The organism is Brevibacterium sp. FME37 (genome assembly GCF_014897485.1).
In the GTDB taxonomy this organism is placed as follows: Bacteria; Actinomycetota; Actinomycetes; order Actinomycetales; family Brevibacteriaceae; genus Brevibacterium.
Genome location: NZ_JABUYE010000001.1, coordinates 146,030 through 169,081 on the forward strand (window position 1 = coordinate 146,030; position 23,052 = coordinate 169,081).

Below are 23,052 nucleotides of genomic sequence, written 5' to 3' on the forward strand. Positions count from 1 at the left end.
TGCGATAATGGGCGGGTGCACAACTATCGTGATGAAGGCATCGTGCTCCAGGGGCACAAACTCGGCGAAGCCGACCGCATCGTCACTGTTCTCACCCGCAGCCACGGGCTGATCCGAGCAGTTGCGAAGGGCATCCGCCGCACCAAGTCACGTTTCGGTTCCCGACTCGAACCCTTCATGCTCGTAGACCTGCAGTGTCACGTCGGCCGCAGCCTCGACATCGTCACCCAGGTCGAACTCATCGAGCCCTTCGCCCGCGGCATCGGCGCAGATTATGACGCCTACTCCGCAGCCAGTGTGATGGCTGAGACTGCCGCCCGAATCACCGAGGTAGAACCCCAGTCGCGCACCCACTTCCTGCTTCTCGTCTCCGCCATCCGCTCCCTGTGCAACGGCGAGCACCCGCCGAGGTTGGCCCTCGACGCGTATCTTCTCCGGGCCATGTCCGTGGCCGGCTGGGCACCGAGTCTGCTCGACTGCGCACAGTGTGGCAGCCCTGGTCCCCACCGCGCGTTCTCAGCCTCCCTGGGCGGAGCCGTGTGCACCACGTGCCGACCCAGCGGCGCGGCTCTGCCAGACACCGATGCGCTCGAGCACATGGCCGCTCTGCTCTCCGGAGACTGGCAGCGAGCGGAGTCCTCGGACCTTCACGACCAGATCGACGGTTCCAAACTCGTCTCCGACTGGGTGTCATGGCATTTGGAGCGCAATATCCGATCACTGAGAGTTCTGGAGGCCAGATGAGCTACCCCGCGCCGCCCCCGCACCCCAGCGGAGCCCGACCCCCCGGCATCGAGGCGAAGTTCGTCCCGAAGCACGTCGCTGTGGTCATGGACGGCAACGGCCGGTGGGCCAATGATCGTGGACTGCCGCGCACCGAAGGCCATAAGGCCGGAGAGGCCTCACTTCTCGAAGTCATCCACGGTGCCATCGAGATGGGTGTCGACTATCTCTCCGCCTACGCATTCTCCACCGAGAACTGGAAACGGTCCCCGGATGAGGTTCGCTTCCTCATGGGCTTCAACCGTGATGTCATCCGCCGTCGCCGCGATGAACTCAATGAGCTCGGTGTGCGCATCGTGTGGGCCGGGCGTCGTGGTCGCCTGTGGCGCTCGGTCATCGACGAACTCGAATCCGCGGCGGAGATGACCAAGGACAACACCGGCCTGGTCCTCCAGTTCTGCGTCAACTACGGAGGCAGATCGGAGATCGTCGACGCGGTCAACCAGATCACCGCCGAGGTGGCCGCCGGGAAGCTCAAACCTGGAAAGGTCAGCGAGAAGACCGTTCGCTCCCGTCTCTACGCCCCGCAGGTGCCGGATGTCGACTTGTTCCTCAGGTCGTCGGGGGAGCAGCGGACGTCGAACTTCCTGCTGTGGCAGTCGGCCTATGCCGAGATGGTCTTCCAGGACGTCCTCTGGCCCGACGTCGATCGCCGCACCCTCTGGTCCGCGATCGAAGAGTATGCCCGTCGTGACCGTCGCTTCGGCGGTGCCGTGGACCGATCGAGCTCCTGAGCTCTCGGCGCCAAACGCAAGCCAAACCCTCGAAACCTGCAAACAACAAGAAGAGGTCCCGCAGCGAAAACGTTGCGGGACCTCTTCTCTATGAGCTTCGTGCCGAACCCTGCTCAGCTCTTCAGCTGCGCCGGAACTTCAGCAGCGGGCAGTACCTGCGCACTGCCCAGAACCTCAGTAACGATCGCCTGAGCGTTCGCCGCCGAAGCGGTCGTTGCTGAACTTCTTCTGGCCTCCACGACGGTCGCCGCGGAAGTTGCGGCTGTCGCCGGGCTGTTTGTCGAAGTTGCGCTTCTTGAACGGGCGAGACGGACGTCCCGAATCCGGACGAATGTCGATCGGACGACCCTGGATCTCGGTGTTCGAGAGCTTGCGCATGACCGAGGAATCGAGATCCTTGGGCAGGTCGACCAGGGTGTGGTTCGACCGGATATCGATGTGGCCGATCTCCTTCGAGGTCAGGCCGCCCTCGTTGGCGATGGCACCGACAACCGCGCCTGGCTGCAGGCGTTCGTTGCGGCCAAGGGCCAGACGGTAGGTGGTCATGTTCTCATCACGCGGACGAGACGAGCGTTCACGACCGGGCTTTCCGTCGCGTCCGCCGCCGTCACGGTCACGTCCTGGCTTGCCGCGGCTCGGCTCAGGCATGGGGTCTGCCGTGAGAGAGTTCGACTCGAGGACCATGGAGGCCAGAGCGGCTGCGATGTCCGTCGCCGGAACATTGCGGGAGAGCTCGTACTGTTCGATGACGGTCGCGAGCTCGGTCAGTTCGGTCGTGGCCAGCACATCGTCGATGCGCTTCGTGAACTTCTCCACACGAGTATTCGTCAGCTGTTCGACGCTGGGCATCGACAGCGGTTCGACCTTCTGCTTCGTTGCGCGCTCGATGGAGCCGAGCAGACGCTGTTCACGCGGGGTGACGAAGAGGATGGCCTCGCCGGAACGTCCTGCACGGCCGGTGCGGCCGATGCGGTGGACGTAGGACTCGGTGTCATGGGGGATGTCGAAGTTGACGACGAGGGTGATGCGTTCGACGTCGAGGCCGCGGGCTGCGACATCGGTGGCGACGAGGATGTCGACCTTGCCGCTGCGCAGCATATCGATCGTGCGCTCACGAGCCTGCTGCGGAATGTCACCGTTGATCGCCGAGGCCTTGAAGCCACGTGCACGCAGTTTCTCAGCGAGCTCCTCCGTGGCCTGCTTGGTGCGGACGAACATGATGATGCCCTCGTACTCCTCGACCTCGAGGATCCGGGTCAGGGCGTCGAGCTTATGGGAGTGCTGGACCATGTGGTAGCGCTGACGGATATTCGATCCGGTCTGCGATTTCGAAGCGACCCGCACCTCTTTGGGGTTGTTGAGGTACTTGCCGGTGAGGCGGTGGATCGATGTCGGCATCGTGGCGGAGAACAGAGCCACCTGACGCGAGTCACCGGATTGGCTGAAGATCTCTTCGATGTCTTCGGCGAAGCCCATCTTGAGCATCTCGTCGGCCTCATCGAGGATGAGGTGACGCAGGCTTGCGAGCTTGAGGGAGCCCTTTTTGAGGTGGTCGATGACTCGACCGGGGGTTCCCACGACGACCTGCGCACCGCGTTTGAGGCCCGACAGCTGAGGGCCGTAGGCCTGGCCGCCGTAGATCGGGAGGACAGAGAAGTCATTGAGATTCGTGGCATACGAGGTGAACGCCTCGGCGACCTGGATCGCAAGCTCACGGGTGGGGGTCAGAACGAGAGCGAAGGGGCCATCGTTGGCACGGCCAGCCTCGGCGAGGTCGGACAGTGCGGGCAGAGCGAAAGCGGCGGTCTTGCCGGTACCGGTCTGGGCCAGGCCGATGACATCGCGGCCCTCAACCAGTGCTGGAATCGTCTCAGCCTGGATCGGAGTCGGGGTCTCATAACCCTGAGCCTCGACCGCCTGGAGGACGAGCGGGTGGAGACCCAGCTCGGCGAACTTCGGTGTTGTCGGATTGTCGGATGTTGACACTTCTGTCATGAGTTTTCTCTCTCACGTCGGCACACGCTTGATCGCAGATGACTTTGGTGGCGATCTACCCTGCGGCCGCTTGTGCATTCATCGTGAGCAATCCGGGCCGAAACCGTAAGAGTTCCAAGGCTTGCTTGGACAGACTTGAAAACCGTCGTTACGGAGAAAGGTTTGGGTGTACCTCAATCGTACATGCCCCACGCCCGCCGAGGTCGTCCCAGGCCCCGGAATAAGTGTGAGTTCCGTCGCCCATGAGGGGAGACCTACTGACCGGTGGTGAACAGATAGGCTGTACCTGCGAGCCACGGCAGCCGGCCGTCGGCGAACTACCTCAAGGAGAAATAACGTGGCACAGTCCAAGTTGGATGCCGTCATCGCCCTGGCCAAACGCAGAGGATTCGTCTTCCAAGCCGGAGAGATCTATGGCGGGTCCCGGTCGGCCTGGGACTACGGGCCATTGGGTGTTGAGCTCAAGGACAACATCAAAGCTCAGTGGTGGCAGACCTTCGTCCGCGGTCGCGAAGACGTCGTCGGACTCGACTCCTCCATCATCCTGCCCAAGCGGGTATGGGAGGCCTCCGGGCACGTGGAGACCTTCGTCGATCCACTCGTCGAATGCCTCAACTGCCACAAGCGCCACCGCGAGGACCACCTCGTCGAAGCCTACGAGGCCAAGCACTCCAAGGCGCCCGAGAACGGCATGGCCGACGTCGTCTGCCCCGACTGCGGAACTCGCGGACAGTGGACCGAGTCGCAGGAGTTCTCCGGTCTGGTCAAGACCTACTTGGGCCCCGTTGAATCGGAAGCGGGTCTGAACTATCTGCGTCCCGAGACCGCACAGGGAATCTTCGTCAACTTCAACAACGTCGTCACCGCTGCACGGAAGAAGCCGCCGTTCGGCATCGGCCAGATCGGCAAGGCCTTCCGCAACGAGATCACACCCGGCAACTTCATCTTCCGCACCCGTGAGTTCGAGCAGATGGAGCTCGAGTACTTCGTTCGTCCCGAAGAGGCCGACGACTACTACCGCGAATGGGTCGAGGCCTGCTGGAACTGGTTCATCGAACTCGGCATCTCCGGAGACAACGTGCGTCGCCTCGACGTCCCCGAAGACGACCGGGCGCACTACTCGTCCGGCACCATCGACATTGAGTACCGGTTCGGGTTCCAAGGCTCGGAATGGGGCGAGCTGATGGGCGTGGCCAACCGCACCGACTATGACCTCGGAACCCACACAGAGGCATCGGGCGCAAAGCTGCAGTACTTCGACCAGGCCAGCGGTGAACGTTTCACCCCCTACGTGATCGAACCTTCCTTCGGTCTGACCCGTTCGATGATGGCCTTCCTCGTCGATGCCTACACCGAGGATGAGGCACCGAACACCAAGGGCGGAACGGACAAGCGCATCGTGCTCAAGCTCGACCCGCGTCTGGCGCCGATCAAGGCGGCCGTGCTGCCGCTGAGCCGCAATGAGAAACTGTCTCCACAGGCCAAGGAACTCGCGGCTCGTCTGCGTAAGCGCTGGAACATCGACTTCGACGACGCCGGTGCGATCGGCCGGCGCTACCGCCGTCAGGACGAGATCGGCACCCCGCTGTGCATCACGTTCGATTTCGACTCGCTCGATGACCAAGCGGTGACGATCCGCAAGCGTGACGATATGAGCCAGGAGCGTGTGAGCCTCGATCAGGTGGAGAACTACCTGGCCGAGGCGCTCGGCGGAGCCTGAGCACGTCGGCAGAGCCTTGAACGGCGGGTCCGGTCGATCGGAACGGCGGTCGGCCGGACCTGACTCGTTCGGCAGCGCTCCTTCGAGCGCAAACGGCGCGTGTGATGCACCTCGCGCATTGGGAGCCGCGCATCGCGAGTGCACACACCTGCAGTGAGTTCGCATCACCCATATGAAGGTTCGACATGCATATGCCAGCCCATCGGGGACCCAAGGCCTCGCCGAGAGTCCGTCTGATCATGACCGTTTGTCTCGTCCCACTCGTCCTCCTCACGATCGGGGGACTGCTGCTGCTGTGGCCGGACGCTCCCGAACAGGAGTTGCCGGGCGGCGGCCCGATGACAAACTCCGCCGAGGGCGTCGCCGACGCCGAGGCAAAGATCGTTGCCGTCGACGCCTCCGACTGTGCGTCGGGCGATGAGGAGGACTCGACACTCGCAGTGGACTGTATGACGTTCACGGCCGAAGTCGACGGGCAAGAGGGGAGTCTCTATGTGACTCCCGATGCGATCAAGTCCGGAATCGGCGTCGGAGACACGGTCAAGGTCCTCGACTTCACCGATTCCCCGGACAGCGCGGAGATCGGCTCAGACTATGTCTTCATCGACTACGACAGGAATGTTCCGATTCTCGCACTGGCGATCATCTACGGGCTCGTCGTGCTCTTGGTCGCGGGCTTTCGCGGTCTGCGGGCGCTGGCCGGCCTCGGCTTCGCTGGTGTCGTGCTGATCGTCTTCATGCTGCCGGCCATTCTCGACAGTCAGCCGCCGATCCTGGTGGCCATGGTCGCCGCGAGTGCGATCATGCTCATCGCCTTGTATCTGGCACACGGAGTGTCTACGCGGACGACTACAGCTCTCTTCGGAACTGTACTCGGCATCATCATCACCGGCGTGCTCGGTGCCTGGATGACCTCTTGGGCGAATCTCGGCGTTGCCTACACCGAGGATGCGTTCCTGCTCGCGGACACCGCAGACGTGTCGATGGCCGACCTCATCGTCTGTGCAATTATCGTCACCGGCCTCGGCGTGCTCAACGACGTCACCATCACACAGGCCTCGGCGGTGTGGGAGCTGGCCAGCGTGGCACCGGATCTGAAGGCCGGGCAGCTCTTCACCCGAGCCATGCGAATCGGCCGCGACCACATTGCCTCGACCGTGTACACGATCACATTCGCCTATGTGGGGTCTGCGCTGTTGACGCTCATCATCGTCTCGGCGCATGACCAGTCGTTCTTCGAGACCCTGACTCTGGGAGAGATGTCGGTCGATGTCGTGAGTATCCTCGTGTGCTCGGTCGGTCTCGTCATCGCGATTCCTCTGACGACTGGGTTGGGTGTCCTCGTTGTCAGATCCGGCCTGCGTCCTGAACGTGACCGGAGTGGCGGTGAAGCTGCTGAAGGGCCAGGAGTGCCTGGCCGAGCTGCGAATTCTTCCGGCCCGTCATAGGGCGACGTCACCGATTCGAGGGCATGAGTTCGGGCGGTGCCGACGCTGGTTCGACGACGTCAGTCGGGGTGGTCTCAACGCCCGTTCGAGGGCGCCCGTCGAGCTTCCGGCACAGGAGCGAGAACGATTCGAGAGATTCTGACGGACGCGAATCGGCCCCGACTCCTCTATGAGGCATCGGGGCCGATTCGGCTGACAGCTCCAGGGTCGCCTCGACCCGGTGCGAACGAGTCTCAGCTGGGATCAGAGCTTCGTCCAGGCCTCCGAGAGGACGCCGCGGATGATCTGCTCCATCTCGTCGAACTCCTTCTGGCCCACGGTCAGCGGAGGCGAGAGCTGGATGACTGGATCTCCACGGTCATCGGCGCGGCAGTACAGGCCGTTTTCGTACATCTTCGCGGACACGAAGTTCTTGAGGATGCGTTCGGACTCCTCCTCGGTGAAGGACTCCTTGGTGTCACGGTCCTTGACGAGTTCGATGCCGTAGAAGAAGCCCTCACCGCGAACGTCTCCGACGATCGGCAGATCCTTGAGCTTCTCGAGGGTGAACTTGAACGCAGCGGCATTTTCATGGACGTGGTCGTTGAGCTTCTCCTTTTCGAACACGTCGAAGTTCGCCATCGCCGCGGCACAGGCGACGGGGTGACCGCCGAAGGTGTAGCCGTGGTAGAAGGTCTCGTCTCCACCGGGGCCGAAGGGCTCGAACAGGCGATCCGAGGCGATCATTGCGCCCAACGGTGCATAGCCGGAGGTGATGCCCTTGGCGCTCGTGATGATGTCGGGGACATATCCGAAGTCGTTGCAGGCGAACATGTCGCCGATGCGGCCATAGGCGCAGATGGTTTCGTCGGAGACCATGAGCACGTCGTACTCGTCGCAGATCTCGCGCACCCGATCGAAGTATCCGGGTGGCGGCGGGAAGCAGCCGCCGGAGTTCTGCACCGGTTCGAGGAAGACGGCCGCGACTGAATCGGCGCCCTCGAACTCAATGGCCTCGGCGATGCGGTCCGCTGCCCAGCGGCCGAAGGCCTTCTCATCGTGGGCGTAGGGCTGCGGCGAACGGTAGAAGTTCGTATTGGGCACCTTGATCGCACCGGGCACCAGGGGCGCGAACTGTTCGCGCAGATCGGGCAGCGAGGTCACGGACAGGGCGCCGTGTGGGGTGCCGTGGTAGGCGGTGGCACGCGAGATGATCTTGTGCTTGCCCGGCTTGCCCGTGATCTTGAAGTAGTTCTTCGCCAGCTTCATTGCGGACTCGACGGAGTCGCCGCCGCCGGAGGTGAGGAAGACTCGGTTGAGGTCGCCGGGAGCGTAGCTGGCCAGGCGCTCAGAGACCTCGATGGCCTGCGGATGGGCGAAGGACCACAGTGGCATGAATGGCAGCTTCAGTGCCTGATCGTACATCGCCTTCGCGATCTCTTCGCGACCGTGGCCCACCTGGACCGTGAATAGTCCGGCCAGACCGTCGATGTACTTGTTGCCCTTGTCATCGAAGATGTGGTGGCCTTCGCCACGGGTGATGATCGGTGCTTCACCGCCGTTGAACAGTGCCTGGTGTGGCGACATGTGCATCCACATGTTGTTGCGGATGGCATCCTGATAGCCGGTGCCGGTTCTGGTGACATTCTCTGTCATCGCGTCCCCCAATTGTATTTTTGCTTTTCGAGTGAGAGGTACATGAAGAGCTCCGTGTCCACGACTGCGTCGATCGAGCGGAGTTCTTGGTTGACGAATTCGATCAGGTGGCGATCCGATTCGCAGACGATCTCGACCAGGATGTCGAACGACCCTGCGGTCACGACGAGATAGTCGATCTCGTCGTATCCGTGAAGCCGGTCGGAGACCTTCGAGATATCGCCCCGAACCTTGACCCCCACCATGGCCTGTCGGGCGAAGCCCAGACTCAGCGGATCGGTCACGGCGACGATTTCCATCACGCCGGAATCGATGAGTCTGGAGACCCTCTGACGCACGGCAGCTTCGGACAGTCCGACGGACTTTCCGATGGCGGAATAGGACTTGCGTCCGTCGTGCTGCAGCTCGACGATGATCGCTTTCGATTTCTCGTCGAGATTGCCCAGGCGGTGATTGCTTCCGCTCGGCATCAAGTGGGTCATTCTTCACCTCCGTGATTTGGATCTCAATACAATCTACCATTGAATCAGTCGGAATGCGCATGTTCGTATGCGAATTCAGTCGAATCTGAAAAATAATGGTTCTGGATTCGTCAGGATTTCACTTTTCCACGCTTAGTGCCGCCCGTTAACACGCGTGGGCGTCACTCGGCAACACGCGTGTCGGAGTGATTGACACGGTGTGATGCGACTCACCAGACTGTAATCATGAATGAGGGTGAGCTGTTCTACGCCGGAGAAGACAACCGGCCGGATGTGCAGGGAATGCGGCCCGGTGCCGAACAGGGCCGGGCAGGGCAGGAAGTCAGGGCTCGCCCCCAGCCGCGGCCGGGCGAGGTCGACACGATCGGCGCGAACGACCTGTCGTTCAGCCCTGATGAATACCTGGGGCGCATCGCCTCGGTGCGCAATCGCATGGTCGATCAGGGACTGTCGGCGCTCATCGTCACGGACCCCGCGAATGTCTATTATCTGACCGGCTACAACGCCTGGTCCTTCTATACTCCGCAGCTGCTGTTCGTGCCGGCCGCGGGTCCGCTCACGCTGTTCCTCAGGGACATGGACGCCAGGGGTGCCACGCACACGTCGTGGCTGCCGCCCGAGGACATCGTCGGCTATCCCGAACGCTACGTGCAGCGGCCCCATATTCACCCCTTCGACTGGGTATCCTTCGCGCTGCGGCAACGCTGGGAGGTCGCCCGGGCGTCCTCGTCACCGGTCGGTGTGGAGATGGACTCCCACTTCTTCTCGCCGCGGGCATTTCGATCCCTGGTCAATGGCGTCCCTGAGTGGCGCCTCGTCGACTCCTTCGAGCTGGTCAACTGGATCCGGGCGATCAAATCCCCAGCCGAGGTGGCGCTGATGCATACTGCCGCCGAGGTGACCACGGAGTCGATGGATGCCGCACTGGGAACCATCGGGATCGGGGTTGCGCAGAACGAGGTGGCCGCGGAGATCGCCGCCGCGCAGGCCCGCGGACGCGGAAATGCTTGGGGAGACTACCCGGCCATCGTTCCGCTGCTGCCCACGGGGGAGAGCGCTGACACCCCGCACCTAAGCTGGACGAACCGCAAGTTCATCGACGATGAGTCTGTGAGCATTGAGCTGGCCGGTGTCCACCGCCGCTATCATGTGCCCTTGGCGCGCACCGCGGTGATGGGAAAGCCGAAGCAGGAGCTCATCCGGCTCGAGGGCGTCGTCGCCGAGGCGCTGGCTGCCGTACTCGATGTAGCCGCGCCCGAGGTGCCCACCGCCGAACTCGCGCGGACGTGGAATCGAGTGCTGGCGCTGGCGGGGCTGGAGAAGCCGAGCCGACTGGGCTACTCCATCGGGATCGGCTATCCGCCGGATTGGGGCGAGCGCACGATTTCGATCAGGACCGAGGACGATCAGTTCCTCGAAGCGGGAATGACCTTTCACCTCATCTGCGGCATGTGGATGAACGGATACGGCTACGAACTGTCCGAGTCCATACTTATCACCGACACCGGCTGTGACACGTTCACCGCGTTCCCGCGCGAACTCATCCGGGTCTGACCGCAGCTTCGGGTCTGACTTGAGGTTCGGGTCTGGGGCGAGCCTCGGCGATATCAGACCATGAACTGGATCCAGAGCCCGAGGCAGAGCGCGTTGACTCCGGCCACGGCCAGTACCCGGCCTTGGACCCAGCCGATGTCATTCGCCGAGGCGGGGCCGGAGGAGTCGGCCATCTGCACCGACATTGCGACACGGGGAGGAGCTGCGAGGGCGGCGAGCGAGCCCGCTGCGTTTCCTGCAGCCACGACGGGCAGGGAGGAGGCGTGGGAGGCCGTGGCGGCCGCGTCGATGGTGCCGGTGAACATGGAGTTGGCGCCGGTGTTCGAGCCGGTGACCACGGCTCCGGTGGCGGTCAGCCAAGGCGTGAGCAGAATGAGACCGGCAGGCACCAGCGAGCCGATCGCAGCACTCATGCCGGTCGTCGTCATGATCCAGCCCATCAGCATGAAGGCCGCTGTCCCCGCTCCGATGGGTGCCCAGGAGCGCACGGCGGAACGGGTGACGATGCGCCGTGATGTCACCGTCAGCGCTGCGATCAGGCAGGCGGCGGCCAGCCAGACCGGGGGAGAGGCGAGGATCTGGGTCAGCAGCGAGGGGAGAGCGGAGTGGAGTGCGCGGGCCAGCAGCAGGCCGAGTGTCAGTGTTGCGTAAGGCAGCACCGCGATCCCCAGTCTCCGGGTGAAGCCGGTGCTGCGACGTCGGAGTATGAAGATGCCTCCCATCACGGTGATGACGAGGAGCGAACCGATGATGCCTGCCGGGGCCATGCCGATGGCAATGCTCGCGGTCAGGATGCCTGCCCACATGAGTGCCGCGGCCGCCGCGATTCCGAGGCAGGAGACGAGGCCGGGGCGCATGATGAGGATCACCGAGACGGCGACGATGATGACGGGGATCGCATTGATCCACGCCGTCGCCACGCCGAGCTCGTCGACATCGAGGCCGGCCAGTGCCGCCGCAACCGTCGTCCCCGGACCCAGTGCGCCCCAAGGCACAGCGATGAGCCCCAGGAGTCCGAGGATCGCCGATTGGCGCAGCGAGCAGCCAAGGAGTCGAAGCACGGGGACACCGATGGTCACACCGATGCCGAAGCCGGTGACGGACTCGGCGAAGGGGACTAGACCGAAGACGACGAGAGCCACACCCAAAGGGCGACTGGGTGCCGCCGCTTCGACCCACGCGGAGATCTCACCCATTGAGCCTGCGGCTTCGAGCAGTCGGGCCAGAACCATGCCGAAGAGGAGGATAAGGGCGACCTCGAGGATGAGAGGGAAATAAGCCGCGCCGGACTCGAGCAGAACCGACATCGGCGTGGGGAAGAAGAAGATGACCGCCAGAACGGCGGCAATCACCCCGGCCGTGGCGGAGATCCACGAACTCTGCTTGAGGATGAGCAGGGCGATGGCGAGCATAATGGGGGCAAGCGCCAGCAGCGGAGTCATATGAACAGATCCATCATGTGAAGAAGTTTACCTTGGTAGAATTGACTCTATTATTCAAGAATAAACTATAATGTCACAATGGCGACCACAGAGGACCTCGGGGCTCGAGTATTTGGCGCGCGCATCAGAGCCCGCCGCAAATACAACGACTTGACGCTCAATGAGCTCGCAGTCCGTGCCGGGATCTCCCGGGCGGCCTTGTCGAAGATCGAACGCGGCGAACAGGACACCTCCGTCTCCAACGCCATGGGCCTCTCCCGAGCCCTCGGCGTCGATGTGGGAGAACTCCTCGCTCCGCCGGAGGTGATCATCACCCCCAGCCGCTCCATCCCCTCCCACAGCACTTATGGCAGGGGCACAGTGCGACGGGATCTCCCCGCGCCGCGGGAGAACATGGAAGTCGTGCACTACAAACTCGATCCGCACTGCGAGACCGCCTCGTTCGCAGCTCACCGCAGCGGCTCACGGGAGACCTTCTTCGTCCTTGCCGGCAGCATCGAAATCGTCACCATCGATCGCCGAACCACACTGCGAGTCGGTGACTGTGCCCAGGCACCGGGCGATGTTCCCCATCAGCTGTCCAACCCGGGCGACGAGCCAGCAGAGCTGATGCTCATCATCGTCTGAAGCACCCCTCGGCCAGGTAGCTTCAGTGTCAGAAAGCCTCGGATGCAGATGGCTCTTGACGCGGTCATCCGACCTCCGGCATCCTTGTGTTGACACATTTCCGGCGAAAGACAGTCACTTCGTGAAGTAATTCCTCATTTCCGCATCAAGCGGGTGCTACGGACCCGCGCCGCACTTCTGTGCACGAAATGAGGACACATATGACTGCTGCCATATCCATCTCCAATCTCGGATACCGCCTCGGCGACGACACCGAGATCTTCACATCACTGACCGCCTCAATCCCGGCTGCCATCGTCGGGCTGGTCGGCGAGAACGGGATCGGCAAATCCACCCTCGCCAGGATCATCGCCGGTCAGATCAGACCCAGTGCCGGCCATATCACCGGTGCCGAAGGTGCCGTCTACATCGATCAGCTGCTGCCGCACACCGAGGACTCCGTCGCCACGGCGCTGGGAATCACCGACATCAGATCGGCGCTGTCGACCGCCCTGGCCGGTGACGCACAGCCAGGTGACTTCGACGTCATCGGGGATGACTGGGACATCGAAGAAAGGGCCCTGAGTGCTCTGGCCGATCTCGGCTTGACACTCGACGCCGATGCCCTGGACCGCCGACTGTCCACCTTTTCGGGAGGCCAGGCCATGCGCATCGGTCTGGCCCGGGCTGCGTTGGCGGGCGATCGCTGGCTGATCCTGGACGAACCAAGCAACAACCTCGACGAGGCGGGGCGTGCCCGCTTGGCCACGCTGCTGCGGGACAGGACGGGCCCGACCTTGGTGATCTCCCATGACCGCGGCCTGTTGACGAGCGTGACGACGATCGTTGAGATGACTGACCAGCTGCGGGTGTACGGAGGGGACTTCGACGACTATGAAGCCATGGTCGCAGCCGAAGAGGAGGCGAAACTGGCAGACCTCGTCGACGCCAAGAAGTCCCTGGCGATCGAAAAGCGCCAGCGCATTGAACTCGAAACGAAGCTGGCCCGGGCCGATCGGAAGGCGGCCAAAGACAAAGAGAATAAGCGCCGACCGAAGATAGTCATGAATGGACTGACGGATTTCGCCCAGAAGAGTGCGGCGAAGAGACGCGGAGACAAGGCAGCCGACGAGGCGGAGGCACGGTCGACGGTGAACACGGCCAAAGACGCACTGCGCAGAGACTCGAGTGTTCGCTTGGATCTGCCGGAGACTGTGATCCATTCCGGCAAACGAGTCCTCGACATCACCGGGGGAGCACTGGCCCAGCCACGCACAGTGGTCGGTCCCGAGCGCATCCGACTGACCGGCGCCAACGGCTCTGGGAAATCGACGATGATGGCAGCAATCGCCGGCCGTCACGACACAGGTGCTCCGATCGACGAGCTGTTCCCGAACCTGGCGGTCACGGTTCCGGTCTCGATCGGCATCCTCGACCAGCAGTACAGGCTGCCGCCGACGCTCACCGTCATGGAAGCGGTGAGGGAGAACAACCATAGTCTGGGGCCGCACCGCGTCCATGAGGTCTTGGCGGCGATGGGACTGAGGGCAGGTCGGACCGATCAGCTCTGTTCGACCTTGTCCGGAGGAGAACGGTTCCGTGTGGCCTTGGCGAAGAGCCTGCTCCAGGACCCTGCGCCGCAGCTGCTCGTCCTCGATGAACCCGGCAACAACCTCGACCTGTCATCGCTGAGGGCTTTGGTCACAGCTTTGGGCGGTTTCGGTGGTGCGATGATCGTCATCACCCACGATGATCGCCTCGCACAAGAACTGCGACTCGACATCGAATGGGACATTCGGGAATTTCTGGCTCCGGTTCGGGTTGATGTGGACAGGGAAGTTGATGAGGACAGAGTCGAGATCCCGAAGGAGGGCGCCTATGCGCGATCGTGAGACTGAGGCTTCTGCCTGTGCAGGTGTCTCATCATTTGACGACTCGGGGATAATGGCATGGTGAGTGTCATCAGCCCTGCCCCAGAGTCCGTATCCCCAGTGACCGTCGAGCCTCTGCGCATCGGCCCCATCGAGCTGTCCTCGCCAGTGGTGCTCGCACCGATGGCGGGAATCACCAACACAGCCTTTCGGCGCCTGTGCCGCGAGTACGGTGCCGGTCTCTACGTGACGGAGATGGTGACGTCCAGAGCCCTGGTCGAACGCAGCCCCAAGAGCATGCGCATCATCCAACACGAGCCCTTCGAGACCCCGCGATCGGTTCAGCTCTACGGCGTCGACCCGGAGACGATCGGGCAGGCCGTGCGGATGATCGTTGAAGAGGACCGCGCCGACCACATCGACCTCAACTTCGGCTGCCCTGTACCCAAGGTCACTCGTAAGGGTGGCGGCTCGGCCCTGCCGTGGAAGAAGGACCTCTTCGAGACCATCGTCACCACGGCTGTGACCGAAGCAGACCGTGGCGGCATCCCGCTGACGGTGAAGATGCGCAAGGGCATCGACAAGGACCACCAGACCTTCCTCGATGCCGGTGAGACAGCCCGCAACGCAGGTGTCGCAGCGGTCGCACTTCACGGCCGGTCCGCGGCGGACCTGTACTCGGGCCAGGCAGACTGGGACGCGATCGCACGACTCAAGGACCACCTCGGCGACACCGTTCCTGTGCTGGGCAACGGTGACATCTTCGCTGCCGAGGATGCCCTGGAAATGATGGCCAGGACCGGTTGCGATGGTGTCGTCATCGGCCGTGGATGCCAGGGACGGCCATGGCTGTTCGGCGACCTCGCCAATGCTCTGGGTGGCAGTGATGAACGCTTCCGACCGGGCCTCGCCGAGGTGGCACGTGCGGTCTACAAGCACGGTGAATACCTGGTCGAATACTATGCGGACGAGTTCTACGGTGTTCGTGACCTGCGCAAACATATTGCCTGGTATTTCAAGGGCTATCCGGTCGGGGGAGATCTGCGTCGTCAGCTGGCGATGGTCTCCTCGCTGGAGGAACTCGAGGGGCTGCTGGCTCAGCTCGATCACGAGGCACCGTATCCTGGTACCGATGCGGAAGGCTCCCGGGGGCGGACCACCCGCCCGAAGAAGCCGCATCTGCCCGAAGGGTGGCTCGACTCCCGCATCTTCGATGTCAGCGGGAAGTCACTGCTCTCCGAGGCGGAACTCGACATCTCGGGAGGATGACAATGCCATTCGAATCTCACCCACGCACATCGGTGCGCTCGGGGACCGTGGCGGTCTACACGCCGTGGGACGAAGATCGGTGGGTGAGCGAACCGGCGAAGAATCCGCGCCGATCGGCTTTTCAGCGTGACCGTGCCCGGGTGCTGCACTCCGCAGGCCTGCGCCGACTCGGCGCGAAGACCCAGGTCGTCTCGCCGGGGACAGACGATTTCGTCCGCACCCGACTCACCCACTCCCTCGAGGTCGCCCAGGTCGGACGCGAACTCGCCCGCTACCTCGGCTGCGACCCCGATATCGTCGACACCGCCTGCCTGAGCCATGACCTCGGACACCCGCCGTTCGGCCACCACGGCGAAACCATCCTCGACGCACTGTGCATCGACGTCGGCGGCTTCGAAGGCAATGCGCAGACGCTGCGACTGGTCACGCGGATCGAACCGAAGGTGATCGCTGATGACGGGCGCCCAGCCGGGCTCAACCTGACCCGAGCCAGCCTCGACGCGCTGACCAAATACCCCTGGTCGCGGAGTGAGGCATCGGTGGGTCGACGCGATTCCGGTGTACGAAAATTCGGCGTCTATGACGATGACAGAGGAGTCTTCGACTTCTACCGTGACGGCATCGAGACAGGGAAGCGGTGCCTTGAGGCCCAGGTGATGGACCTCGCCGATGACATCTCCTACTCCGTCCATGACGTCGAAGACGCGATCGCCGGCGGACATCTGCACCTGGGAGATTTCGCTGCCGAGATCCGGCGCGGAGAGCTCTTCGAAATCACCCGCAAGTGGTATCTGCCGACCACGAGTGACGAGGAGATGGACAAGGCGCTGTCACGACTGCAGGCGGCAGCCTACTGGCCATCGGAGACCTATGACGGATCCAGGCGTGCCCAAGCAACCCTCAAACACATGACCAGCCAGCTCATCGGTCGGTTCGTCGGTGCAGCGGAAGCAGCAACTCGTGAGGAATTCGGCTGGGAGCCTCTTGCTCGCTACGCGGCCTCACTGGTCGTGCCCGAACCCACGGGCGTCGAGATCGCGATCCTCAAAGGAATGGCTACGCTGACGGTGATGGTCGCCGAAGATCGTCTGCGCCTCCATGACATCCAGTCCGCGGTCATCACCGAGCTGGCCCAGTGGTATTCCGAAGCACCGATCAATCTTGACCCGATGTTCAGAGCTGACTACTTCGAGGCGAACGATGACGCTGCTCGGCTGCGTGTCGTCGTCGACCAGATCGCATCTCTGACCGACCATTCCGCCTGGGCCCTGTACCACCAGCTCAAAGCAGGGGCGGGGGATCGTCTCTAGACCATGGCCGGACTGATCAGACGCGAGGACATCGACGAGCTTCGCAATCGCACTCGTATCGACGAGGTGGTGGGTGAGTTCGTCACGCTCAAGACCGCGGGGATCGGCTCGCTCAAGGGCCTGTGCCCCTTTCACGATGAGAAGACGCCCTCGTTCACCGTCCGACCCCAGGTCGGGATGTATCACTGCTTCGGCTGCGGGGAGTCCGGCGATGTCTTCGCGTTCCTGCAGAAGGTCGAACAGCTCAGCTTCGTCGAAACCGTCGAGTCGCTGGCCGGCAGGATCGGCATGCATCTGCGCTACGAAGACGGCAAAGGACCCGACCGCGAACAGGCCAGCCGGCGGCAACGGCTGCTGGAGATGCACGAGGTCGCGCAGCGCTTCTTCACCCAGTCTCTCGAAGGCGAGCAGGGGCAGATCGGTCGGGAGTTCCTCGAAGGCCGTGGCTTCCCTTTCAGCTCGAGCAAGGAGTTCGGTCTCGGCTTCGCACTCAAATCATGGGATTCGCTGACCAAGCAGCTCAAACGGGCTGGGTTCAGCGAAGAGGAGATCCTCGCCGGTGGCTTGGCCAGCGAGGGCGGCCGCGGCATCTACGACCGTTTCCGCGGCAGGGTTGTCTGGCCCATCAAGGACATGACATCGAGGACTATCGGCTTCGGCGCCAGGCGTCTGTTCGACGACGACCAGGGGCCGAAGTATCTCAATACTCCGGAGACTGCTCTCTATCACAAGAACCAGGTGCTCTACGGGCTGGACCTGGCGAAGAAGGACATTGCGAAGACCAAACGCGTGGTCATCGTCGAAGGCTATACCGATGTCATGGCCGCCCATCTCGCAGGAGTCACACAGGCGGTCGCCACCTGTGGAACGGCCTTCGGGCCCGAGCACGTGAAGATCGTGCGGCGCCTGCTCGGCGACGATCCGACTGGCCAGGTGATCTTCACCTTCGACGGAGACGCAGCCGGACAGAAAGCGGCCCTGCGAGCCTTCGAGTTCGAAAGTGAGTTCACTGCCCAGACCTTCGTCGCCGTCGAACCCGGTGGACTCGACCCCTGCGACCTGCGGATGCAGAAGGGCGATGGTGCTCTGCGCGAACTCATCGACGGTCGCAAGCCGCTTTTCGAATTCGTCATCACCACCGCGATCTCGCGTTACGACCTCGACTCAGTTGAGGGCAGGATCGCTGCAGTCAAGGCCAGCGCCGAGGTCCTGGCAGATATCCGTGATCGCAACAGCCTCAGCCACTACTATCGCTTCGTCGCCGGTCGTATCGGCGTCGACATCGACGAAGTCGAATCCGCCGTCAGGGACGCCCGGAAGCGCCCGAAGAAGACGCAGCCGAGCCAGGCTCGTCAGCCTCAGGCCGGAGGTCCACCGGCCCCACCTCAGGCTCCTTTGCAGTCCCCTCCTGGGTCAGCGCAGCCTTCGCCCGGTGCACCGCAGAACCCGGCCGGTGGGCAGCCAGCGCAGATGAACAGGCCGCAGGCGCCCGGAGTTGGGGGAGTCCCGGGCCGAGACGACACCGCCATCGAATATGTCTATGACGAGCGCCCCGATGTATCGAACCTGTCGGCACCGATCAGCCCCGCTCGCCTCAAAACGGAGAAGGGCGCCCTGATGGTGGCGCTGCAGCATCCAGAGTTCGTCAATGCCAAGCTCTTCGATTCCCTGTCCGCACGAGCTTTCGAACACCCCGGCTATCGCCGAATCCAGGCTGCCATCAAGGCTGCCGGAGGTTTGAAATCAGCAGGCGGTTCGACATCGCCTGGAACGGCCGACGCCGCTCGGTGGGCAGATGCCGTCCTCGCCGCCAGTGACGAGGACCTCAAACCCTATGTCACACAGCTGCTGGTGACTCCTTTGCCGGTGGCCGACGGTGTCAGCGCGGAGGGGTTTGCCAGGGGCATCGTGGCCCGACTCTTCGACTACGACCTCGAACGGATCGCTAAGGAACTGCACTCACGTCTGCAGCGACAGGACACCACGGACACGGCTGCGCAGACGACGCTTCTGGGGCAGCTGCAGGTCCTCGAACAGCACAGGGCCCGTCTGAAGACACTCATGTGAGAACTGCGGTTCTCGGCTGAGAACGTGAAATAGTGCACAATTGCAATTTTGCAGTTGGTGAAAAGTTGCATGAGATGCAAAAATATTCTCATGACCGAAACCGAATCCCTCCGCTCCAGAAAAGCGCGTCTGACACGACACGCGCTGCATGAGGCTGCGATCACGAGGGTCCTCGCCGACGGTCTCGAGTGTGCAACTGTCGCGAGCATCGCTGCAGACGTGGGCGTGTCAACACGCACCTTCTTCAATTACTACGCGACGAAGGAAGACGCGATCGTCGGACTCGATGAGTCCAATATCGATGAACACGTCGTCGATGCCTACGTCCACTCCGAAACCGGAATCGAAGACCTAGCTGCAGACACGTCCCGATTCGTGCGCGAAGCGCTGCTGATGGGGTCCGTCGACCCCGCTATGCCCGCGCGGCGGAGAACGCTGTTTGCTCGATACCCGGAGCTGGTCAGCAAACGGTTCGACCGTGCCGAGGCACTCGAAGAGCTGGTGGCAGAGCATGTGCTCGCCCGCCTGCGCTTCCTGGGCCAGGAGTTCTCCTCGGAGGAATCGGCCTGGCGCAGTGCCAGGATGCTCACCCAACTATGCAGAGTGCCGCTGAACCACGCGGGCCAGAGGCTCAAACGATCGCCTGAGCTCGTGGACGAAAAGGGTGGCACCAAAGAAATCTACGAAGAATCACTGGGGCTCTTCCTCAAGGTTCTGAACCGACTATGACAAAGGCTGTGATGAGAAGTAACCAAGGACCGAGGACTGGGGAAATGACCCAAACCGTGCAAGACCACGACGATACCGAGCCGATGAAGACATCTGCGATCATCCTGCTCTTCGTGGGTCTGATGATCGCCATGTTCATGTTCTCCCTCAACCAGACCGTGCTGGCAACCGCTCTGCCGACGATCGTGGGCGAACTCGACGGCGTCGACCAGATGCTGTGGGTGTCCACAGCGTTCATGCTCGCGTCGACGATCATGATGCCTATCTACGGCAAGGTGGGAGACCTGTTCGGTCGCAAGCCCCTCTTCATGTTCGCGATCTGCTGCTTCCTGCTGGGGTCGGTCTTCGCGCTAATCGCGGGCGACATGTCGATGCTCATCTTCGGTCGTGTTCTCCAGGGCATCGGAGGTGGCGGCATGATGATCCTCTCCCAGTCGATCATCGCCTCTGTGGTCCCGGCTCGTGAGCGCGGAAAGTACATGGGCATCATGGGTTCCGCCTTCGCCGTGTCCTCCGTTGCCGGTCCGCTCATCGGCGGCTGGCTGACCGAAGGACCCGGCTGGCGCTGGGCCTTCGCCATCAACTTCCCCCTTGGCATCATTGCTCTCATCGCTGCCGCGATCTTCCTCAAAGTGCCCAAGCACACCAGCGGACACCGCCCGAAGGTCGACTTTGTGGGGATGGCTCTGATCTCGATCGTCACCTCCTGCATAGTCCTCGTTTCCGCCTGGGGCGGCCACGACTACGAATGGGGCTCATGGCAGATCAACGGACTCATCGTCGTCGGAGTCCTCGCCATTGCCGGATTCATCTTCGTCGAACTCAAGGTCAGTGAGCCGGTCATTCCGATGTTCCTGTTCAAGAACCGCGACTTCCTGCTGTGCACCATTGCCGGCCTCTTCATCGGTGTCGGAATGTTCGGTGTCCTGTCCTATATGCCCACCTATCTCCAGATGGTCCACGGTATCGACGCCACAGTCGCAGGCCTGATGATGGTTCCGATGATGGGTACGATGCTCATCTCCTCCACCCTCATCGGCTTCGTCGTCTCCCGCACAGGCAAATACAAGAAGTACCCGCTGATGGGCGTGCTCATCATGGCGGCATCGCTGGTTCTGCTCTCGCAGCTCAAGGCCGACAGCGCGGCCTGGGAGACGATGGGGTGCCTGGCGCTGCTGGGGCTCGGTCTGGGCCTGAGTATGCAGACCCTCGTCCTCGTCGTCCAGAACGCATTCCCCGTTGCTATGGTCGGAACAGCGACAGCATCGAACAACTATTTCCGGCAGGTCGGAGCGACGCTGGGCATGGCCTTCATCGGGTCTGTGTTCACACAGCGCCTCATGGACAACATCAAGGACGGGATGGGCGAGCTGGCCAAAGCCGCACCCTCGCAGCCGCTGCCCAAGGTCTCCTCGACCGGGCTGACGCCCGAGATCGTGTCCAATCTGCCCGAGCCGCTGCACTCCCTCATCATCACCTCATATAACGATGCTCTGGTGCCGCTGTTCCTGTGGGTCGCGCCTCTGGCGGTCCTCGGATTCATCTTCCTGTGCTTCCTGCCCAACACTCCGCTGGCGCAGACGCTCAAGGCTGACCCTGCGATACGCGAACTCGTCACAGTCGGGGCAGAAACGTCTGAGAGTCTCAACGATGCTTCCGCTGCTTACACCGACTCATCCGATAGTCTGGCTGAGAAGGCTAGGCTGAAGGAGTCGACTCATGACGGTACTGACAATACTCAACGCCCCCGGGACAGAGATTCCCGACCAGCTCACTGACCTCGGTCGGAGGGAGGGCATCGAGCTTCGGATCGTCGAGGCCCAGGATCTGGGCTCCTCGCTGCCCGGCACCGATGTCCTCCTTCTCTGGGATTTCTTCTCAAAGGCGCTGCGCAGCGAATTCGCACGCGCCGACAACCTGAAATGGATCCACGCGGCCGCAGCAGGTGTTGACTCGCTGCTGTTCGATGAACTCTCCGCCTCGGACGTTGTGGTCACGAATGCACGGGGAATCTTCGATCGGCCGATCGCGGAATTCGTGCTCAACTACATTCTCATCCATGCGAAGAACTCTCTGGGGTCGCTTGCGGACCAGCGCGAGTCCGTGTGGAACCGGCGCTCGACGAAGAATCTTGCCGGATCACAGGCCATGATCGTCGGCACCGGTTCGATCGGCCGGGAGATCGCCAGAGTCCTCAGGGCCCTCGACGTCAACGTCACCGGGGCAGGCAGTCACGCACGGAGCGGAGACGCGGACTTCGGGACCGTCATCGACTCGGCACAGCTGAGTTCTCATCTGTCCGGTGTGGACTGGGTGATCAACATTGCACCGCTGACGGATAAGACGAAGAACCTCATCGACGCAAAGGTGTTCGCCGCCATGGATCCGAACGCTTACTTCGTCAATGTCGGCCGAGGTGAGGGTGTCGTCACCTCCGACCTCGTGAATGCACTCGAAACCGGCGAAATCTCCGGGGCCGGCCTCGACGTCTTCGACGAAGAGCCGCTGCCTGCTGAGCACCCCTTGTGGCAGATGGACAACGTCATCGTCACCCCGCACATGAGCGGGGACACCGATGGGTGGCGCATGCGTTTGGCCAAGCAATTCGTCGACCTGTTCGAGAAGTACACAGCAGGTGAGACGTTCCCACACACGGTTGACAAGGCGGCGGGCTACGTCCGATGACCGAAAAGTCAGACCATGTTGCCCAGCGGGCGTTCCTGGCTCAGGTTGTCAGCGAACTCATTGCGGTGCGCAGGGCGCGACTGCTGAGCATGCTCGTGCTGGCTCTCGCCATGCTCGTGGCCGGACTCGGTGCGGCGATGCAGGCGCAGGGGACTCGAGTGGACACGGTTCTGCTGTTCTCCGCGTTCAGCCTCATCATGATCGGAATCGTGTGTGCACTCGGCGCGATCATCGCATGGACGAGGATCAATCGTGATGTCTTGGATTCGGTTGCCTCCGCCAGGCCGGCCCGGGCCCGCGCCCCGAGAACCCGCAATGCGGGAATGGCCGTTGCAATCGCCTTCGCCGTACTCGGTCTTCTGTTCGGATGGATGCTGTACTCGATGACGCCGATCCTGGCAGTCGCAGTCGTCCTGGCATGTGCCATTCTCGCCTGCCTGGGACCCATTTGGGCCAACGAACTCTCAAGTGCCGACGATCGTTTCGCTGTGATGCTCGACAGCGACGATGATCTGGCCAACCGGTTCCGCACCTACACCCCGATTTGGCTCCACGACGCGGTCGAGGGCGATGGGGCAGGCCACGGCAGAAACCGAGCCTGAACAGGTCCACCGACCAACTGGCCGTGGAGGCACAACCTACTGTCTGTGCGGAGACAACGAAGCGCCCGCAGCCGAATGAGACTGCGGGCGCTTGTGCATTCGATCGGAGGATCGACGCGG

At 62.5% G+C, this 23,052-nt stretch carries 18 protein-coding genes; 14 read left to right on the forward strand and 4 right to left on the reverse strand.

The annotated features are described in order from the left end of the window. The first annotated feature begins 15 nt into the window (after positions 1-15). A complete protein-coding gene (gene recO, locus INT29_RS00630; protein ID WP_101570394.1) occupies positions 16-744 on the forward strand; it encodes a DNA repair protein RecO in 729 nt (242 codons plus the stop codon). Next, the gene (locus INT29_RS00635) at positions 741-1,517 is read left to right on the forward strand and encodes an isoprenyl transferase (protein ID WP_101570393.1); all 777 of its coding nucleotides are present in this window, start codon (positions 741-743) and stop codon (positions 1,515-1,517) included. Before recO ends, INT29_RS00635 begins: the two co-directional genes overlap by 4 nt. A 174-nt stretch (positions 1,518-1,691) precedes the next feature. Here INT29_RS00635 and INT29_RS00640 read toward each other — a convergent pair whose 3' ends face one another. Then, positions 1,692-3,512, reverse strand: coding sequence for a DEAD/DEAH box helicase (locus INT29_RS00640; RefSeq protein ID WP_193070432.1), 1,821 nt, complete (start codon positions 3,510-3,512; stop codon positions 1,692-1,694). A gap of 337 nt (positions 3,513-3,849) precedes the next feature. Here INT29_RS00640 and INT29_RS00645 point away from each other — a divergent pair, with 337 nt between their 5' ends. Both INT29_RS00645 and INT29_RS00650 read left to right on the forward strand, forming a co-directional pair. After that, complete coding sequence (locus tag INT29_RS00645) at positions 3,850-5,232, forward strand: glycine--tRNA ligase (RefSeq protein WP_193070433.1); 1,383 nt, start codon at positions 3,850-3,852, stop codon at positions 5,230-5,232. Positions 5,233-5,471: 239 nt separating this feature from the next. Then, positions 5,472-6,680 carry a YibE/F family protein gene (locus tag INT29_RS00650; protein WP_180958918.1) on the forward strand — a complete coding sequence of 403 codons (1,209 nt, stop codon included), beginning with the start codon at positions 5,472-5,474 and terminating at the stop codon, positions 6,678-6,680. A gap of 243 nt (positions 6,681-6,923) precedes the next feature. Here the strand turns inward: INT29_RS00650 and INT29_RS00655 are convergent, their stop codons facing one another. Together INT29_RS00655 and INT29_RS00660 are read right to left on the reverse strand one after the other, a co-directional pair. Beyond that, positions 6,924-8,315 (reverse strand): aspartate aminotransferase family protein, encoded by a 1,392-nt coding sequence (locus INT29_RS00655; RefSeq protein ID WP_101570389.1) that lies wholly within the window; start codon positions 8,313-8,315, stop codon positions 6,924-6,926. Then, positions 8,312-8,797, reverse strand: coding sequence for an Lrp/AsnC family transcriptional regulator (locus tag INT29_RS00660; protein ID WP_101570388.1), 486 nt, complete (start codon positions 8,795-8,797; stop codon positions 8,312-8,314). The genes INT29_RS00655 and INT29_RS00660 overlap by 4 nt, the downstream gene beginning before the upstream one ends. Before the next feature lie 225 nt (positions 8,798-9,022). On the opposite strand from INT29_RS00660, the gene INT29_RS00665 reads away from it, so the two are divergent. Then, the gene (locus INT29_RS00665; RefSeq protein ID WP_180958917.1) at positions 9,023-10,351 is read left to right on the forward strand and encodes a M24 family metallopeptidase; all 1,329 of its coding nucleotides are present in this window, start codon (positions 9,023-9,025) and stop codon (positions 10,349-10,351) included. A 53-nt stretch (positions 10,352-10,404) separates the two neighbouring features. On the opposite strand, the gene INT29_RS00670 is transcribed toward INT29_RS00665, so the two are convergent. After that, positions 10,405-11,793, reverse strand: coding sequence for an L-lactate permease (locus INT29_RS00670; RefSeq protein ID WP_193070434.1), 1,389 nt, complete (start codon positions 11,791-11,793; stop codon positions 10,405-10,407). A gap of 78 nt (positions 11,794-11,871) precedes the next feature. Between INT29_RS00670 and INT29_RS00675 the strand changes: the two genes are divergently transcribed. The 9 genes from INT29_RS00675 to INT29_RS00715 all read left to right on the forward strand — a co-directional run bounded on the left by INT29_RS00675 (position 11,872) and on the right by INT29_RS00715 (position 22,932). Continuing rightward, positions 11,872-12,420, forward strand: a complete 549-nt coding sequence (locus tag INT29_RS00675) for a helix-turn-helix domain-containing protein (protein WP_193070435.1) — start codon at positions 11,872-11,874, stop codon at positions 12,418-12,420. A gap of 200 nt (positions 12,421-12,620) precedes the next feature. After that, a complete protein-coding gene (locus tag INT29_RS00680) occupies positions 12,621-14,291 on the forward strand; it encodes an ATP-binding cassette domain-containing protein (RefSeq protein ID WP_193070436.1) in 1,671 nt (556 codons plus the stop codon). Positions 14,292-14,348: 57 nt separating this feature from the next. Continuing rightward, the gene (dusB, locus tag INT29_RS00685; protein ID WP_193070437.1) at positions 14,349-15,539 is read left to right on the forward strand and encodes a tRNA dihydrouridine synthase DusB; all 1,191 of its coding nucleotides are present in this window, start codon (positions 14,349-14,351) and stop codon (positions 15,537-15,539) included. 2 nt (positions 15,540-15,541) lie between these two features. Further along, on the forward strand, positions 15,542-16,849 hold the full coding sequence (locus INT29_RS00690) for a deoxyguanosinetriphosphate triphosphohydrolase (protein WP_101570383.1): 1,308 nt from the start codon (positions 15,542-15,544) through the stop codon (positions 16,847-16,849). A gap of 3 nt (positions 16,850-16,852) precedes the next feature. Next, positions 16,853-18,916, forward strand: a complete 2,064-nt coding sequence (dnaG, locus tag INT29_RS00695; protein ID WP_193070438.1) for a DNA primase — start codon at positions 16,853-16,855, stop codon at positions 18,914-18,916. Between the two features lie 90 nt (positions 18,917-19,006). Beyond that, positions 19,007-19,645: a TetR/AcrR family transcriptional regulator gene (locus tag INT29_RS00700; protein WP_180958916.1), complete on the forward strand. Its 639-nt coding sequence runs from the start codon at positions 19,007-19,009 to the stop codon at positions 19,643-19,645. A gap of 44 nt (positions 19,646-19,689) precedes the next feature. Further along, positions 19,690-21,423, forward strand: a complete 1,734-nt coding sequence (locus tag INT29_RS00705; protein WP_193070439.1) for a DHA2 family efflux MFS transporter permease subunit — start codon at positions 19,690-19,692, stop codon at positions 21,421-21,423. Further along, positions 21,365-22,330, forward strand: a complete 966-nt coding sequence (locus INT29_RS00710; protein ID WP_193070440.1) for a D-2-hydroxyacid dehydrogenase — start codon at positions 21,365-21,367, stop codon at positions 22,328-22,330. Before INT29_RS00705 ends, INT29_RS00710 begins: the two co-directional genes overlap by 59 nt. Beyond that, positions 22,327-22,932 (forward strand): hypothetical protein, encoded by a 606-nt coding sequence (locus tag INT29_RS00715; protein WP_193070441.1) that lies wholly within the window; start codon positions 22,327-22,329, stop codon positions 22,930-22,932. Before INT29_RS00710 ends, INT29_RS00715 begins: the two co-directional genes overlap by 4 nt. Positions 22,933-23,052: the final 120 nt, after the last annotated feature.

Excerpts from the sequence above, each read along its gene's own strand:
- INT29_RS00635 (WP_101570393.1), top strand. The coding sequence starts at position 741 with ATGAGCTACCCCGCGCCGCCCCCGCACCCCAGCGGAGCCCGACCCCCC.
- INT29_RS00640 (WP_193070432.1), bottom strand. The coding sequence starts at position 3,512 with ATGACAGAAGTGTCAACATCCGACAATCCGACAACACCGAAGTTCGCC.
- INT29_RS00650 (WP_180958918.1), top strand. The coding sequence starts at position 5,472 with ATGACCGTTTGTCTCGTCCCACTCGTCCTCCTCACGATCGGGGGACTG.
- INT29_RS00655 (WP_101570389.1), bottom strand. The coding sequence starts at position 8,315 with ATGACAGAGAATGTCACCAGAACCGGCACCGGCTATCAGGATGCCATC.
- INT29_RS00660 (WP_101570388.1), bottom strand. The coding sequence starts at position 8,797 with ATGACCCACTTGATGCCGAGCGGAAGCAATCACCGCCTGGGCAATCTC.
- INT29_RS00665 (WP_180958917.1), top strand. The coding sequence starts at position 9,023 with ATGAATGAGGGTGAGCTGTTCTACGCCGGAGAAGACAACCGGCCGGAT.
- INT29_RS00670 (WP_193070434.1), bottom strand. The coding sequence starts at position 11,793 with ATGACTCCGCTGCTGGCGCTTGCCCCCATTATGCTCGCCATCGCCCTG.
- INT29_RS00675 (WP_193070435.1), top strand. The coding sequence starts at position 11,872 with ATGGCGACCACAGAGGACCTCGGGGCTCGAGTATTTGGCGCGCGCATC.
- INT29_RS00680 (WP_193070436.1), top strand. The coding sequence starts at position 12,621 with ATGACTGCTGCCATATCCATCTCCAATCTCGGATACCGCCTCGGCGAC.
- dusB (WP_193070437.1), top strand. The coding sequence starts at position 14,349 with ATGGTGAGTGTCATCAGCCCTGCCCCAGAGTCCGTATCCCCAGTGACC.
- INT29_RS00690 (WP_101570383.1), top strand. The coding sequence starts at position 15,542 with ATGCCATTCGAATCTCACCCACGCACATCGGTGCGCTCGGGGACCGTG.
- dnaG (WP_193070438.1), top strand. The coding sequence starts at position 16,853 with ATGGCCGGACTGATCAGACGCGAGGACATCGACGAGCTTCGCAATCGC.
- INT29_RS00700 (WP_180958916.1), top strand. The coding sequence starts at position 19,007 with ATGACCGAAACCGAATCCCTCCGCTCCAGAAAAGCGCGTCTGACACGA.
- INT29_RS00705 (WP_193070439.1), top strand. The coding sequence starts at position 19,690 with ATGACCCAAACCGTGCAAGACCACGACGATACCGAGCCGATGAAGACA.
- INT29_RS00710 (WP_193070440.1), top strand. The coding sequence starts at position 21,365 with ATGACGGTACTGACAATACTCAACGCCCCCGGGACAGAGATTCCCGAC.
- INT29_RS00715 (WP_193070441.1), top strand. The coding sequence starts at position 22,327 with ATGACCGAAAAGTCAGACCATGTTGCCCAGCGGGCGTTCCTGGCTCAG.